General features: G+C 73.4%; 10 protein-coding genes and 3 pseudogenes. 10 read left to right on the forward strand and 3 right to left on the reverse strand.

Annotation, left to right across the window (positions count from 1 at the left end):
* Positions 1 to 215: 215 nt before the first annotated feature.
* Positions 216 to 464: pseudogene (locus ACIBW6_RS34715) on the reverse strand (NUDIX domain-containing protein); the annotation flags it as partial.
* A gap of 170 nt (positions 465 to 634) precedes the next feature.
* Here ACIBW6_RS34715 and ACIBW6_RS34720 point away from each other — a divergent pair.
* The 8 genes and pseudogenes from ACIBW6_RS34720 (at position 635) to ACIBW6_RS34755 (ending at position 9,962) form a co-directional block, all read left to right on the forward strand.
* Positions 635 to 1,516, forward strand: a complete 882-nt coding sequence (locus ACIBW6_RS34720; RefSeq protein WP_399066913.1) for a DUF2797 domain-containing protein — start codon at positions 635 to 637, stop codon at positions 1,514 to 1,516.
* A gap of 416 nt (positions 1,517 to 1,932) precedes the next feature.
* Positions 1,933 to 2,835: an amidohydrolase family protein gene (locus ACIBW6_RS34725; protein ID WP_399066915.1), complete on the forward strand. Its 903-nt coding sequence runs from the start codon at positions 1,933 to 1,935 to the stop codon at positions 2,833 to 2,835.
* Positions 2,836 to 2,966: 131 nt separating this feature from the next.
* Positions 2,967 to 3,698, forward strand: coding sequence for a chitinase (locus ACIBW6_RS34730; protein ID WP_399066917.1), 732 nt, complete (start codon positions 2,967 to 2,969; stop codon positions 3,696 to 3,698).
* 93 nt (positions 3,699 to 3,791) lie between these two features.
* Positions 3,792 to 4,541, forward strand: a complete 750-nt coding sequence (locus ACIBW6_RS34735; protein ID WP_399066919.1) for a response regulator transcription factor — start codon at positions 3,792 to 3,794, stop codon at positions 4,539 to 4,541.
* Positions 4,538 to 5,978, forward strand: a pseudogene (locus ACIBW6_RS34740) (sensor histidine kinase); the annotation flags it as partial. The gene ACIBW6_RS34735 and the pseudogene ACIBW6_RS34740, both read left to right, overlap by 4 nt.
* Before the next feature lie 34 nt (positions 5,979 to 6,012).
* A pseudogene (locus tag ACIBW6_RS34745) lies at positions 6,013 to 6,189 on the forward strand (hypothetical protein); the annotation flags it as partial.
* A 45-nt stretch (positions 6,190 to 6,234) separates the two neighbouring features.
* Complete coding sequence (locus ACIBW6_RS34750; protein WP_399066921.1) at positions 6,235 to 7,707, forward strand: glycosyltransferase; 1,473 nt, start codon at positions 6,235 to 6,237, stop codon at positions 7,705 to 7,707.
* Positions 7,704 to 9,962, forward strand: a complete 2,259-nt coding sequence (locus ACIBW6_RS34755; protein WP_399066923.1) for an ArnT family glycosyltransferase — start codon at positions 7,704 to 7,706, stop codon at positions 9,960 to 9,962. Before ACIBW6_RS34750 ends, ACIBW6_RS34755 begins: the two co-directional genes overlap by 4 nt.
* A 228-nt stretch (positions 9,963 to 10,190) precedes the next feature.
* Here the strand turns inward: ACIBW6_RS34755 and ACIBW6_RS34760 are convergent, their stop codons facing one another.
* On the reverse strand, positions 10,191 to 11,057 hold the full coding sequence (locus ACIBW6_RS34760; RefSeq protein ID WP_399066925.1) for an endonuclease/exonuclease/phosphatase family protein: 867 nt from the start codon (positions 11,055 to 11,057) through the stop codon (positions 10,191 to 10,193).
* An 89-nt stretch (positions 11,058 to 11,146) separates the two neighbouring features.
* On the opposite strand from ACIBW6_RS34760, the gene ACIBW6_RS34765 reads away from it, so the two are divergent.
* Positions 11,147 to 12,658 (forward strand): MFS transporter, encoded by a 1,512-nt coding sequence (locus tag ACIBW6_RS34765; RefSeq protein ID WP_399066927.1) that lies wholly within the window; start codon positions 11,147 to 11,149, stop codon positions 12,656 to 12,658.
* A gap of 81 nt (positions 12,659 to 12,739) precedes the next feature.
* Positions 12,740 to 13,540, forward strand: coding sequence for a TetR/AcrR family transcriptional regulator (locus ACIBW6_RS34770; protein WP_399066929.1), 801 nt, complete (start codon positions 12,740 to 12,742; stop codon positions 13,538 to 13,540).
* A 21-nt stretch (positions 13,541 to 13,561) separates the two neighbouring features.
* Here the strand turns inward: ACIBW6_RS34770 and ACIBW6_RS34775 are convergent, their stop codons facing one another.
* Positions 13,562 to 14,032: a PPOX class F420-dependent oxidoreductase gene (locus ACIBW6_RS34775; protein ID WP_399066930.1), complete on the reverse strand. Its 471-nt coding sequence runs from the start codon at positions 14,030 to 14,032 to the stop codon at positions 13,562 to 13,564.
* Between the last annotated feature and the right edge of the window lie 172 nt (positions 14,033 to 14,204).

Here is a 14,204-nt window from a genome sequence, read left to right on the forward strand (position 1 = left end):
GGCTGCACACCTACAATCACCACCGCGGACACACCGCGCTCGCGGGCCAACCACCCGCCAGCCGCGTCCCCAACCTCACGGGGCAGTACACCTAGAGCGGCCACAGCTTGTGCCTCCAGTGCGACTCGGACCGGCGAGAAATCTCCTACATCCGGATCCTGCATCTCAGGGCCGTGGCGGCGGTTCAGATCCATGTCCAGCACTTTCGCGAAGAAGTAGTGCTGTATGACCGTGACTCTTTCGCCCGGGTCCGTCACGGTCAGGAACTCGGTGACGGGGCCGATCGTGGCACCGAGCTCTTCCATGACCTCGCGACGTAGAGCCGCTTCGAGGTCTGCGTCGTCTGGTTCGACGCCTCCACCGACGGTTTCGTAGTAGCAAGGCCCGCCTGGCCAACCCCGACGCAGGAACACCAGATGGTCGCCGTCGAGCAGAACCGCGCGAACGTTGCGCCGGATTCTCATGCTCGTGAAGGTAGCGCGTCCGACCTCGCGGAGGGGAAGGGTCGGCTGACACCGAAGAGGGCTCACCTTCGGCGCCGGTCAGCGTCGATCTCAGCGACAGGGAGCCCGGAGATCCTCCGGGGGCTTCTTCGTGTTGTCAGGGTTGTTCGGGGGTGGGGCATGCTGGCTGGATGACGTGGTGGTGCACCGGGGTGCGGTGGGGTGGAGGGTCGCCCTCGTTCGGGTGGACGGGGGGCGGGGGCGAGCGGGAGAGGTCGGTGCGGTTCGGGGAGGCCGTGGCCTTTCGGGTCGGCGGGGCGCGGCGGTGTCTGGGCGTGTGGCGTGGTGGGCGGCGCGTCGAGTGTGCGGGGCGTGAGGCCGTGCCGGTGCGGGGGACGCGGGCGCAGTGCGGTGAGTGCGCCGGGATCGATCGGGCGCGGTCGGTCGCCGCGGACACTCTCGCCGATGATCCGCGGCCGTACCACGTGTACCTGGCCTGGTTCGGGGACGGGCTCGTCAAGGTCGGGATCACCGGGGTCGGGCGGGGGAGCGCGCGGCTGCTGGAGCAGGGCGCGGTGGCTTTCACGTGGCTGGGGCGCGGGCCCCTGATGGCGGCCCGGCGTGCCGAGGAACTGCTGCGGGTGGCCCTCGGGGTGCCCGACCGCATTCCGTACGAGCGCAAGCGCGGGGTCCGGGCCGGCCTCGCGGAGGTGGTGGCGCGGGGCGCCGAGTTGGAGCGGGCGCACGCCGTGGCCGTGGGGCTCGCCGGCTGGCCCGAGTCCCTGGAGCGGCTGCCGTGCCGGGTCGTCGATCACGGGGAGGCCTTCGGGCTCGGGGCGGTCGACCGGGTGGACGCCGTGGTGTGCGGGCTCGCCGAGGGGGCCGTGGTGGCGGGTACCGTCGTCGCCGCTGCCGGGCCCGATCTACACCTCGTCGAGCCGGGCGGGCGGCGGCTCGTCGTCGATGCGCGGGTGCTGGCCGGGTGGCCGTTGGAGCGGGCCGCTGCCGGGCGAGTGAGCGGGGCGGGGGTGGTGGTGCGGGAGGTGCCCGCTGTGCAGGGTGGGTTGTTCTAGGGGCCTGGTCCTGATCGTTGCCTGGTCCTTGCCTGGATCTGGCCGCGCGATCGGTCGCGGGCGCGCCTTTACCCGCGCGCGCCTTTACCCGGCCGCCCCGGGCCCGGCTGTACCTGGCTGCCGCGGCCTCGGTTGCGCCCCGCCGCCCCGGGCCCGCCTGCGCCCCACCGCCCCGGCCCCGCTTGGACCCCGACGCCCCGTGCCGGCGTAAGTTCCGCCGCCCCGTGCCCGCCTAAGTTCCGCCGCCCCGGACTCGCCTGAGCCCCGTCGCCCCGCCGCCCCGGACCCACCCGTACCCGACCACACCTCACTCCCCCCGCCCCCCCGCTCTAGACAGCCCCCCACCCACCCCCGACCGTAGGGGCATGTGTGATCACGTTCATGGGTCTTCGGGGGCGTCGCCCGGTGGGACCGGCATGCCTGGTGCGGAGGGTGAGGCCGCTCGTGTCGCGGGGTTTCTGGTGCGGCACCAGTTGCCCGGGCTCGTCGACGTGCATACCCACTTCATGCCCGAGCGGGTGCTGAACAAGGTGTGGGCGTACTTCGACGCGGCCGGGCCGCTCGTGGGGAGCGAGTGGCCGATCACGTACCGGGAGGAGGAGGGGCGACGGCTGACGCGGCTGCGGGAGTTCGGGGTCGTCGCCTTCACCTCGCTGCTCTACCCGCACAAGCCGGGGATGGCGGAGTGGCTGAACGGCTGGGCCGCGGGGTTCGCCGCGCGTACGCCCGGCTGTCTGCACTCGGCCACGTTCTATCCGGAGCCGGGCGTGGAGGCGTACGTGCGCCGCGCGATCGAGGCCGGGGCGCGTGTGTTCAAGGCGCATGTGCAGGTGGGGGCGTACGACCCGAACGATCCGCTGCTCGACCCCGTCTGGGGAGTGCTCGCCGAGGCCGGCGTGCCGGTCGTGACGCACTGCGGGTCGGGGCCCGCCCCGGGCAGGTACACCGGGCCCGGGCCGATCGCCCGGCTGCTCGCGCGCCATCCGCGGCTGCCGCTCGTCGTCGCCCACCTCGGGATGCCGGAGTACTCCGACTTCCTGTCGCTCGCGGAGCGGTACGGGCAGGTGCGGCTGGACACGACGATGGCGTTCACCGACTTCAGCGAAAGCCGGGCGCCGTTCCCGCGGGTGGAGCTGGGGCGGCTGCGGGACCTGGCCGACCGGGTGCTGCTGGGCAGCGACTTTCCCAACATCCCCTACCCGTACGTGCATCAGCTGGAGGCGATCGAGCGGCTGGGGCTGGGGAGTGAGTGGGTGCGGGGTGTGTGTCACGGCAATGGTGCGGCGTTGTTCCGGCTGGAGGGGAATGGGGAGGCGTGAGTCGGCGGGGCGTTGGCGTGGGGCCGGACGGGCGTGTTGTGGGGGCGGACGGGCGTGGTGTGGGGCCGGTGGGGTGCGGGTAAGTAGCGCGCGGGCCGCTTGGTCCAGACCAACTCCCTGGAGGTGTCGGTGTGTTGAGGCGATGCGTGCTGTGGGTGGTGGCCGCCGCTGTCGGGCTGCTAGGTGTCGTCGCCGTGCCGGGTCCGGCCAGTGCCGGGCAGGGCGGAGGCGGGCACGGGCGGTTCGTCGTCAGCGAGGCGCAGTTCGAGCGGATGTTCCCGCAGCGGGACTCCTTCTTCACGTACGACGGGCTGGTGCGGGCCACCGCGGCGTACCCGCGCTTCGCCCGCACCGGCGGCACCGCCCTGCGCAAGCGGGAGGCCGCCGCGTTCCTCGCCAACGTCAGCCACGAGACGGGCGGGCTCTACTACGTCGTCGCGCAGAACAAGGAGACGTACCCCATCTTCTGCGACGAGAGCCAGAGCTATGGGTGCCCGGCCGGGCACGACGCCTACTACGGGCGCGGCGCGATCATGCTCAGCTGGAACTTCAACTACAAGGCCGCCGGTGACGCGCTCGGTCTCGACCTGCTGCACGACCCGTGGCTGGTCGAGCGGGATCCGGCCGTGGCCTGGATGACCGCCCTCTGGTACTGGAACACGCAGACCGGCCCCGGGACCATGACCGGGCACGAGGCGATGGTGGAGCGGGCCGGGTTCGGCGAGACGATCCGCAGCCTGAACGGGACCGCGGAGTGCGACGGCGGCAACACCGCGCAGATGCGGCACCGGGTCGACCTGTACGTCTCCTTCACCCGCATCCTGCACGTGGGGACGGGCTCCCGGCAGCACCTCACCTGCTGAGCCCGGCCGCACCCGAGGTGCCCTCATCCCTTTCTCAGGGAATTCACAGGTTCGGGAAAGGACGTTCTCAGAGGCGGCCCGCAGGGTTGCGGTATGACGACGACCTCGCCCCAGGGGCGTACCGAACTGCTGAGGCCGGACGGGAGCCCCGTCCGGGTGCTCGTCGTGGACGACGAACAGTCGATCACCGAGTTGCTCTCCATGGCCCTGCGCTACGAGGGCTGGCAGATACGTGCCACCGGTGACGGGACCGGAGCCGTGCAGACCGCGCGCGAGTTCCGGCCCGACGCCGTCGTGCTCGACATGATGCTGCCGGACATGGACGGGCTGAGCGTGCTGGGGCGGCTGCGCCGCGAACTGCCCGACGTGCCGGTGCTCTTCCTGACCGCCAAGGACGCCGTCGAGGACCGGATCGCCGGGCTGACGGCCGGCGGCGACGACTACGTCACCAAGCCGTTCAGCCTGGAGGAGGTCGTCGCGCGGCTGCGCGGCCTGATCCGCAGGACCGGCGCGGCCGACCGGCGCAGCGACTCCGTGCTGGTCGTCGGCGATCTGATGCTCGACGAGGACAGCCACGAGGTGTCCCGGGGCGGGGCGAACATCCATCTGACCGCGACCGAGTTCGAACTGCTGCGCTTCCTCATGCGCAACCCGCGCCGCGTCCTCAGCAAGGCGCAGATCCTCGACCGCGTCTGGAGCTACGACTTCGGCGGCCAGGCCAACGTCGTCGAGCTGTACATCTCTTACCTGCGGCGCAAGATCGACGCGGGCCGGGAGCCGATGATCCACACGCGGCGCGGTGCCGGATACCTGATCAAGCCCGCGGCGACCACGGTGTCGTGAGGCGGGCCCGCACCCTGCGGACCCGGCTCGTCGTCACGGCGGTCGGGCTGATCGCGCTGGTCGGCGTGGTGATCGGGACGGTGACCACGCTGGCCCTGCACACCTACTTGTACGGGCAGCTGGACGGCAAGGTCGACCAGGTCGTGCGGATGGCCGCGGGCCCGGGCGGCCGCGACCCCGGCGAGGGCGGCCGGCAGCGCGACCTGTCGTTCCTCGGCATGCCGGGGCCCGGCGGCGAGAACACCGTGGGGGCGCTGGCCGGGGCCGACGGCTCGCTCACCAGGGCCGAGCGCTCCACCTCCGAGTCACCCACCCGCACCGCCGACCTGACCGCGGCCCAGACGGACGCCCTCGCCTCCGTCCCCCGCGACGGCCACGCGCACAGCGTCAGCCTCCCCGGCCTCGGCGCCTACCGCGTCCAGTCGTCCAAGGACGGCACCCTGCTCGTCGGCCTGCCCGCCGACGACGTCGAGTCCACCCTCAACACCCTCATCGTCATCGAACTCTCCGTCACCGCCGCCGGCCTGCTCGCCGCCGGCGTCACCGGCGCCGTCATGGTCGGCGTCGCCCTGCGTCCCCTGCGCCGGGTCGCCGCGACCGCGACCCGCGTCTCCGAACTCCCGCTCCACAGCGGCGAGGTCGCCCTCCACGAGCGGGTGCCGGACGCCGAGGCCGACCCGCGGACCGAGGTCGGGCAGGTCGGCGCCGCGCTCAACCGGATGCTCGACCACGTACACGGCGCGCTCACCGCGCGGCAGCAGAGCGAGACCCGGGTACGCCAGTTCGTCGCGGACGCCAGCCACGAACTGCGCACTCCGCTGGCCTCCATCCGCGGCTACGCCGAGCTGACCCGGCGCGGCCGTGAAGAGACCGGGCCCGACACCCGGCACGCGCTCGGCCGCATCGAGTCCGAGGCGCACCGGATGACCGGCCTGGTCGAGGACCTCCTGCTGCTCGCCCGGCTCGACGCGGGACGGCCCCTGTCCTACGAGCCGACGGACGTGTCGCCGCTCGTGGTGGACGCGCTCAGCGACGCCCGCGCCGCCGGGCAGGACCACGTCTGGCGGCTCGACCTGCCCGACGAACCGGCGACCGTGCGCGCCGACGCCGCACGCTTGCACCAGGTCCTGGTCAACCTGCTGGCGAACGCCCGTACGCACACGCCGCCGGGCACCACCGTCACCGCACGCGTGCACCGGCACGGCCCCTGGGTCTGCCTCGACGTGCGCGACGACGGGCCCGGCATCCCCGCCGAGCTGCTGCCGCGCGTCTTCGAGCGGTTCGCCCGCGGGGACTCCTCGCGCTCGCGCAAGGCGGGCTCCACCGGGCTCGGGCTCGCCATCGTGCAGGCCGTCGCGGCCGCGCACGGCGGCGCCGTGACCGTCGACAGTGTCCCCGGCAGGACCGTGTTCACCGTGCATCTGCCCGCCTACGCCGATCCCGCCTACGCCGATCCCGCCTACGCCGATCCCGCCTACGCCGATCCCGCCTACGCCGATCCCGCCTACGCCGATCCCGCCTACGCCGATTCCGCGCATGCCGATTCCGCGCATGCCGATTCCGCGCATGCCGAACCCGCCCGTGCCGAACCCGTGCATCCCGAACCCGCGCATCCCGAACCCGTCAGGTACTCACAGGCGGGCCATAGCGTCACCACACAGCGCTGACAGGACGGTTGGCGACCGTCGGTGGCATGCGAACCGACTCTTCCGAAGGCCTCGGACCCACCGCCGCGAGCTTCGGGGCGCTGCCGGCGCGGGAGCACCTCCCCGCGGGCAGCGGCGACCTCCCGGTCCTGGACGTCGTCATCCCCGTCTACAACGAGGAGAAGGACCTCGGCGCCTGTGTCCGCAGACTCCACGCCCACCTCCTGCGCACCTTCCCCTACCGCTTCCGTATCACCGTCGCGGACAACGCCTCCACGGACTCCACCCCGCAGGAGGCCGGATGGCTGACCGCGGACCTGCCCGAGGTCCGGTACGTCCGGCTTGAGCAGAAGGGGCGCGGACGGGCCCTGCGCACCGTGTGGTCGGCGTCCGACGCGCCGGTCCTCGCGTACATGGACGTGGACCTCTCCACCGACCTGAACGCGCTGCTGCCGCTGGTCGCCCCGCTCATCTCCGGCCACTCGGACCTGGCGATCGGCTCCCGGCTCGCCCGTAGCTCGCGGGTGGTGCGCGGGCCCAAGCGCGAGTTCATCTCGCGGGCCTACAACCTGATCCTGCGCGGCTCGCTCCAGGCCCGGTTCTCCGACGCGCAGTGCGGCTTCAAGGCGATCCGGCGCGATGTCGCGCAGGTCCTGCTGCCGCTGGTGGAGGACACCGGCTGGTTCTTCGACACGGAGCTGCTGGTGCTCGCCGAACGCGCGGGGCTGCGCATCCACGAGGTGCCCGTCGACTGGGTCGACGACCCGGACTCCAGCGTCCACATCGTGCGGACGGCGACCGAGGACCTCAAGGGCGTCTGGCGCGTCGGCAAGGCGCTGGCCACCGGCTCGCTCGCTCTCGACCGCCTCGCCCGCCCCTTCGGCGACGACCCACGCGACCGGCAACTGCCCGGCGTCCCCAAGGGCCTGGCCCGCCAGCTGGTCGGCTTCTGCGTCGTCGGCGGCCTGTCGACCCTGCTCTACCTGCTGCTCTACTCCGGCTTCCGTACGTTCTCGGGGGCGCAGGTCGCCAACGCGCTGGCCCTGCTGGTCTCCGCCGTCGCCAACACCGCGGCCAACCGGCGCCTGACCTTCGGCGTGCGCGGCCGCGACCGGGCCGTGCGCCACCAGGCCCAGGGCCTCGTCGTCTTCGGCATCGGGCTCGCCCTGACCAGCGGCTCGCTCGCCGCCCTGGGCGCGGCCTCCGGCGCCCCCGCCCACTCCACCGAACTGGCCGTGCTCGTCGCGGCCAACCTCGCCGCGACGGTGCTGCGCTTCCTGCTCTTCCGCGCCTGGGTCTTCCCCGACCCGGCGCCCGCGGCCCCGGCCACCGCCCCGGCCCCGGCCGCCGCCACCCCGGGCACCGCACCGACCCCGGCCACCGCACCGACCCCGGCCGCCTCGATCCCCGCCACCCCGGCCCCGGCCGCCCCGCTGCGCCCGGAGGCCTGGGACGCCACCGCGCGGGTGCCCGCGGCGGGCGCGTGCCCGGCCGACCCCGACCCCAGGGACCTGCGATGACCACAGACATCTGCCCGCACGACGCCCCGCACGACGCCCCGCACGACGCCCCGTACGACGCCCCGCCCGCCGCCGCGGCCGGCGGTCCGGGCCCCGGCCACCCGCGGGCCCGGCTCCCGCGCCGGATCTGGCGCGGCAGGCCCGAGGACGCGCGCTGGGTCCGCCCGGCCTTCCTGGGCCTGCTCCTCCTCGTCGGCCTCGGCTACCTCTGGGACCTGTCGGCCTCCGGCTACGCCAACTCCTTCTACTCGGCCGCCGCCCAGGCCGGCGGCGCGAGCTGGAAGGCGATGTTCTTCGGCTCGTCCGACGCGGCCAACGCCATCACCGTCGACAAGCCCCCGGCCGCCCTGTGGCCGATGGCCCTGTCCGTCCGGCTGTTCGGCCTGAGCTCCTGGGCGATCCTCGTCCCCGAAGTCCTGATGGCCCTGGCCACGGCAGGGGTCCTGTACGGGGCCGTGCGCCGGCGGTTCAGCGCCGCCGCGGGGCTGATCGCCGTGGCGGTGTTCGCGACGACGCCGGTCGCCGCGCTGATGTTCCGGTTCAACAACCCGGACGCGCTGCTCGCGCTGCTGATGACCGTCACGGTCTACTGCGTGCTGCGCGCCCTGGAGCACACCCGCACGAAGTGGCTGGTCCTCGCGGGCGTCGCCGTCGGCCTCGCCTTCCTCACCAAGACGCTCCAGGCCTTCCTGGTCCTGCCGCCGCTGGCGCTGCTCTACGCGGTCCTCGCGCCGACACGGCTGCGCAGGCGGCTCGGCCAACTCGCTCTCGCCGGGCTCGCGATGGTCGTCGCGGGCGGCTGGTGGGTGGCGGTGGTGGAGCTGTGGCCCGCCTCCTCCCGCCCGTACATCGGCGGCTCCCAGCACAACTCGTTCCTCGAACTGACCTTCGGCTACAACGGTCTCGGCCGGATCAACGGCGACGAGACCGGGTCCGTCGGAGGCGGCGGTGGCGGCATTGGCGGCGGCGCCGGGCAGTGGGGCGCGACCGGCATCGGCCGGATGTTCAACTCGGAGATCGGCGGTCAGATCTCCTGGCTGATCCCGGCCGCCCTGATCCTGCTCGTCGCGGGCATCGTGCTGATGTGGAAGGCGCCGCGCACCGACACGGCCCGCGCCGCGTTCCTCGCCTGGGGCGGCTCGCTGCTCATGACCGGCCTGGTCTTCAGCTTCATGGCCGGCATCTTCCACCAGTACTACACGGTGGCCCTGGCCCCCTACATCGCGGCGCTCGCCGGCATGGGCGCCACGGTCCTGTGGGAGGAGCGCTCGCGCGTCCCGGCCTCCGCGACACTGGGCGCCGCGGTCGCCGCCACGGCGGTGTGGGCGTACGTGCTGCTCGGGCGGACGCCGGACTACCTGCCGTGGCTGCGCTGGGCGGTGCTCGCCGGGGGCCTCGTGGCAGGGTTCGGCCTCGCCTGCGCCGGGCGGCTCGGCCGGCGACTGGCGCTCGGCGCGGCCGGGTTGGGCCTCGTGGCGTCCCTCGCGGCACCGACCGCGTACACCGTCAGCACGCTGACCACCGGGCACACCGGGTCGATCGTGACGGCCGGTCCGGCCGGGGCGAGCATGATGGGCGGCGGCCGCCCCGGTGGGGGTGGTGCCGGTGGGGGCGGGTTCCCCGGCGGGGGCAGGGGCGGGCCCGGCGGCCAGGGTGGCCAGACCGGCCAGACCGGCCAGACCGGCCAGATGGGGCAGCCTCCGGCCGGTGGCAACGGTGGCAACGGTGGCAACGGTGGCAACGGTGGCAACGGCAAGGGCACCGGCCACCAGCAGGGTGGTTTCCCCGGCGGCGGGACGCCCGGCCAGAACCAGGGCGCCGGCGCGGCCCAGCGCCCGGGCGGCACGGGTGAAGGCGGTGCCGGGCGTGGCGGTGGCGGCATGGGCGGTCTGCTCAACGGCGCCGAGGTCAGCTCCGCGGCCGAGAAGCTGCTGGCGGAGAACGCCGGTGACTACACCTGGGTGGCGGCCACCGTCGGCTCGCAGAACCAGGCGAGCTACCAGCTGGCCACCGGGGACCCCGTCATGGCGATCGGTGGCTTCAACGGGACGGATCCGTCCCCGACGCTCGCGCAGTTCAAGCAGTACGTCGAGGACGGCAGGATCCACTACTTCATCGGCGACGGAAATGGTGGCGGCATGGGCGGACCGAGCTCCGGCCCGGCGTCGGAGATCACGTCATGGGTGGCGGACCACTTCAAGAAGGTGACGGTCGGCAGCGCCACGTTCTACGACCTGACGCAGCCCACGAGCTGACGCCTTCCCGCTCTGGCGCTCGGAGCCGGTGGTGAGAGCAAGCCCCTGCGGCGCTTGAGGGGCGGGGTCCGGGACGGCGCCCCGTGACCTCCGCCGCCCCGGCGCGGGGTGGTCCGCCCGGCGCGGATTGTGGGCCGGCCCGCGCTTGTGTATGGGGGGCCGGGACGGCGTCCGTGTCGTCCGCCGTCCCGGCCCGGGTGGTCCGCCCGCCCGGGCGGGCCCCGGCCGCTAGCGGCGCAGAGCGAGCTCCGCGACCAGCGGCCGGTGGTCCGACGCCGTCCGCTCGTCCGGTACGGCGGCCGAGCGGACCCGGACCCCCTTGCCGACCGCCACGTAGTCGATCCGCTGCACCGGCGCGGCGGCCGGGAAGGTGCCGCCCTCGGCCGGCCCCGCGTCCCGCAGCTCCTGCCACAGCGGCGCCAGTTCGGGCGCCGTCGGTGGCGCGTTGAAGTCCCCCAGCAGCACCTGCCGCGCCCCGGGGGAGGCCCGCCGCTCATTCGCCATGATCCGCCGCGTGTCGGCGACCTGCGCCACCCGCATGGCCGGGTCCGGCCGGTAGTCCAGGTGGGTCACGAAGACCTGCACCGGGACCCCGCGCACCTTCAGGGTGACCTCGCCGAAGCCGGGCGCGAGCGCAGGAACCGGGTTCGGGTCCTGTGTGGACAGGCGTGTGATCGGGTGGTTGACGGCGGTCCTGACCGGATACCGGGACAGCACCGCCACCCCGAACTCGCGCCGCGGCCGGCCCGCCGCCTCCGGGTCGAGGCTGTATATCGGCGCGAACGACACCCGCATCCCGAGCCGGTCCGCCAACTCCCGGGCGGTGTCCCGGTACTGGCTGCGCGCGCTCCAGTGCACGTCGACCTCCTGGAGCCCGATCACGTCGGCGTGGAGCGCCCGCAGCGCGGCCTCCTGCCGGTCGAGATCGAAGACGTTGTCCATGCCGGAGCCGAAGTGGACGTTGTAGGAGGCGATCCGGAGCGGGACGGAACCGTGGTGGCGGGGCGCGGCGGCGGCGGGCGGGGCCGCGGCGACGATGCCCAGAAGGAGTGCGGACAGGGCCAGGGGAGGCAGTGCTCGGGTGCGCGTCGGCATGGCGGAACCGTATGCGCAAAAGCCGGTTGTACACCGTAAGGCTATCCCCTTACGGTGTACAGGAAACGACCGGCGAGCCAGGGGGAGCCATGACGACCACGACCAGCGACCGCACACCAGGACCCGCCCCGGCGGGCAGCCATCCGCAGCGCTGGCTGATCCTGGGCGTCATCTGCCTCGCGCAGCTGACCGTGCTGCTCGACAACACCGTCCTGAACGTCGCGATCCCCTCCCTCACCCGGGAGTTGCACGCGTCGACCTCCGACATCCAGTGGGTGATCAGCGCCTACTCGCTCGTCCAGTCGGGTCTGCTGCTCACCGCGGGCAGCACCGCGGACCGTTACGGGCGCAAGAAGATGCTCGCGGCGGGGCTCGTCCTGTTCGGCGCGGGCTCGCTCGTCGCCGGCCTCGCGGGCACCACCGGGCAGCTGATCGCCGCCCGGGCCGGGATGGGCGTGGGCGGGGCGCTGCTGATGACCACGACCCTCGCCGTCGTCGTGCAGATCTTCGACGACACCGAGCGGGTCCGGGCGATCGGCCTGTGGGCCACGGTCAACTCGCTCGGCTTCGCGGTCGGCCCGCTGCTCGGCGGTGTGCTGCTGGACCACTTCTGGTGGGGCGCGATCTTCCTCGTCAACATCCCGGTCGCCGTCATCGGCCTGGTCGCCGTCCTGGCGCTCGTACCGGAGTCGAAGAACCCGCGCGGCGACCGTCCCGACCTGCCGGGCGCCGTGCTCTCCACGGTCGGCATGACCGGTGTCGTCTACGCGATCATCTCGGGCCCCGGCGAGGGCTGGACCTCCGCCACCACCCTCACCTCGGCCGCGGTCGGCGTCGTCGTCCTGGCCGCGTTCGTGGCGTGGGAGCTGCGCATCCCGCACCCGATGCTGGACATGCACTTCTTCCGCAACCAGCAGTTCACCGGCGCCGTCGCCGGGGCGATCCTGGTCGCGTTCGGCATGGGCGGCTCGCTCTTCCTGCTCACCCAGCACCTCCAGTTCGTCCTCGGGTACGGGCCGCTGGACGCGGGCCTGCGCACCGCGCCGCTCGCGCTCACCGTCGTCGCGCTCAACCTGACCGGCGTCGGCGCGCGCCTGCTGCCCCGGCTCGGCACACCGCTGACCATCGCCGCCGGGATGACCTGCCTGGCGGCCGGGCTCGCGGCGATCTCGCTGCTCGGCGGGGACAGTTACGGCGGCATGCTGGCCGGCCTGGTCGTCATGGGCGCGGGGATCGCGCTGGCCATGCCGGCCATGGCCAACGCCATCATGAGCGCGATCCCGCCGGAGAAGGCGGGCGTGGGCGCCGGGGTCAACGGCACGCTCGCGGAGTTCGGCAACGGACTGGGCGTGGCCGTCCTCGGCGCCGTCCTCAACGCCCGCTTCGCGGCGCTCGTCCCGGTCGCCGCGGCCTCGCTCCCGGCGGCCCTCGCGGCGGCGGGATCGGCCGGCGAACGGGCCCGCATCGCCGACGCGTTCTCCTCGGGCCTGGAGACCAGTCAGCTGGTCGGGGCCGTCGCGGTGCTCGTCGGCGGGCTGCTCGCCGCCGCGTTGCTGCGCCGGGCGGAGAGGGCAGACTCGGCTGTGGCGGCTTCCGCATAGCATCAAGGCGGCGGACGGGCGGGTTCCGTGCGGGGGCCCGCCCGCACCCGCCGCGAACGAGGAACCCAGGGAGGGTGCGCCATGGCGAAGGCAGCGCGGATGAGCGTCTGGCTGGAGGACCCGGCGGCCAGGGCGCCGCGCACCAGGCGCAGTGAGCAGCCCAGCGGCCTCGACCGGGAGCGGATCACCGAGGCGAGCGTGCGGCTGCTGGACGCGGAGGGCCTCGCCAAGTTCTCCATGCGGCGCCTGGCGGGCGAGCTCGGGGTGACGGCGATGTCCGTGTACTGGTACGTCGACACCAAGGACGACCTCCTCGAACTCGCCCTGGACCGGGTCTTCGCCGAGCTGACCGTCCCCGCGCCGGAGGCCGTCGACGCCGGGGACTGGCGGGTGCACCTGCGCGAACTGGCCGCGAGCTACCGGGCGGTGATCGTGCGCCACCCCTGGATCTCGCCGCAGATGGGCAACTACCTGAACATCGGCCCGAACTCGCTGCGCTTCTCCCGCGCCGTCCAGCGCGTCGTCGCCGCCACCGGGCTCTCGCTGACCCGGCAGCGCGGCGCCATCGCCTCGGTCTTCCAGTTCGTCTACGGCTACGGGACCATCGAGGGCCACTTCCGGCGCCGCTGCGCCGAGGCCGGGCTCTCCCAGGACGACTACTTCCGGGACGCGATGGCGGTGTTCGAGGTGCCGCAGGAGATGGCCGAGGACTTCAAGCACGCCGACGAGATGGTGGCCGCGGTGGAGAGCGGCCTGACCGTCGAGGAGATGCGCGACATGGACTTCCAGGTCGCGCTCGACCTGCTCGTCGCGGGCATCGAGGCCCTGGTCGCCCAGGAGGCCCGGGAGCCCCGGGAGACCCAGGGGACCCCGGAGTCCTGACCGGGTGTGCGCGGCCCGGCTCTAGCCTTCTTCGGCGAGCCGCGCCGGGAAACCGCCGGTGGCGATCGGCCCCCACGACGTGGGCGTCACGCGGATGATCGACTTGCCCTGCTTGCGCATGGCCGCCCGGTACTCGTCCCAGTCGGGGTGCTCCCCCGAGATGTTCCGGAAGTACTCCACCAGCGGCTCGACCGAGTCGGGGGAGTCGATGACCTCGGCGGTGCCGTCGACCTGGACCCAGGGGCCGTTCCACTCGTCGCTGAGGACCAGCACGCTCACCCGCGGGTTCCGCTTGGCGTTGCGCGTCTTGGCCCGCTCGGGATAGGTGGAGACGACGATCCGGCCCGAGTCGTCGACGCCGCAGGTCAGCGGGGAGGCCTGCGGGGAGCCGTCGGCGCGGGCGGTGATCAGCAGGGCGCGGTGGCGGGGGCGTACGAAGTCGAGCAACTCGTCGAGGGGGACACGGGTGTTGGTCGCGATGTTCGGAGCCATGGCCCCAGCCTAGGGCGTGTTTTGAAAGTCCCGTCGTCCGCCCGAAGGGGGGGCAGGCGGGACTTTCAAAACACGCCCTAGGTGTACTGCCCCGTGAGGTTGGGGACGCGGCTGGCGGGTGGTTGGCCCGCGAGCGCGGTGTGTCCGCGGTGGTGATTGTAGGTGTGCAGCC

The sequence above is a fragment of the Streptomyces sp. NPDC049813 genome (assembly GCF_044465085.1).
Lineage (GTDB): Bacteria > Actinomycetota > Actinomycetes > Streptomycetales > Streptomycetaceae > Streptomyces.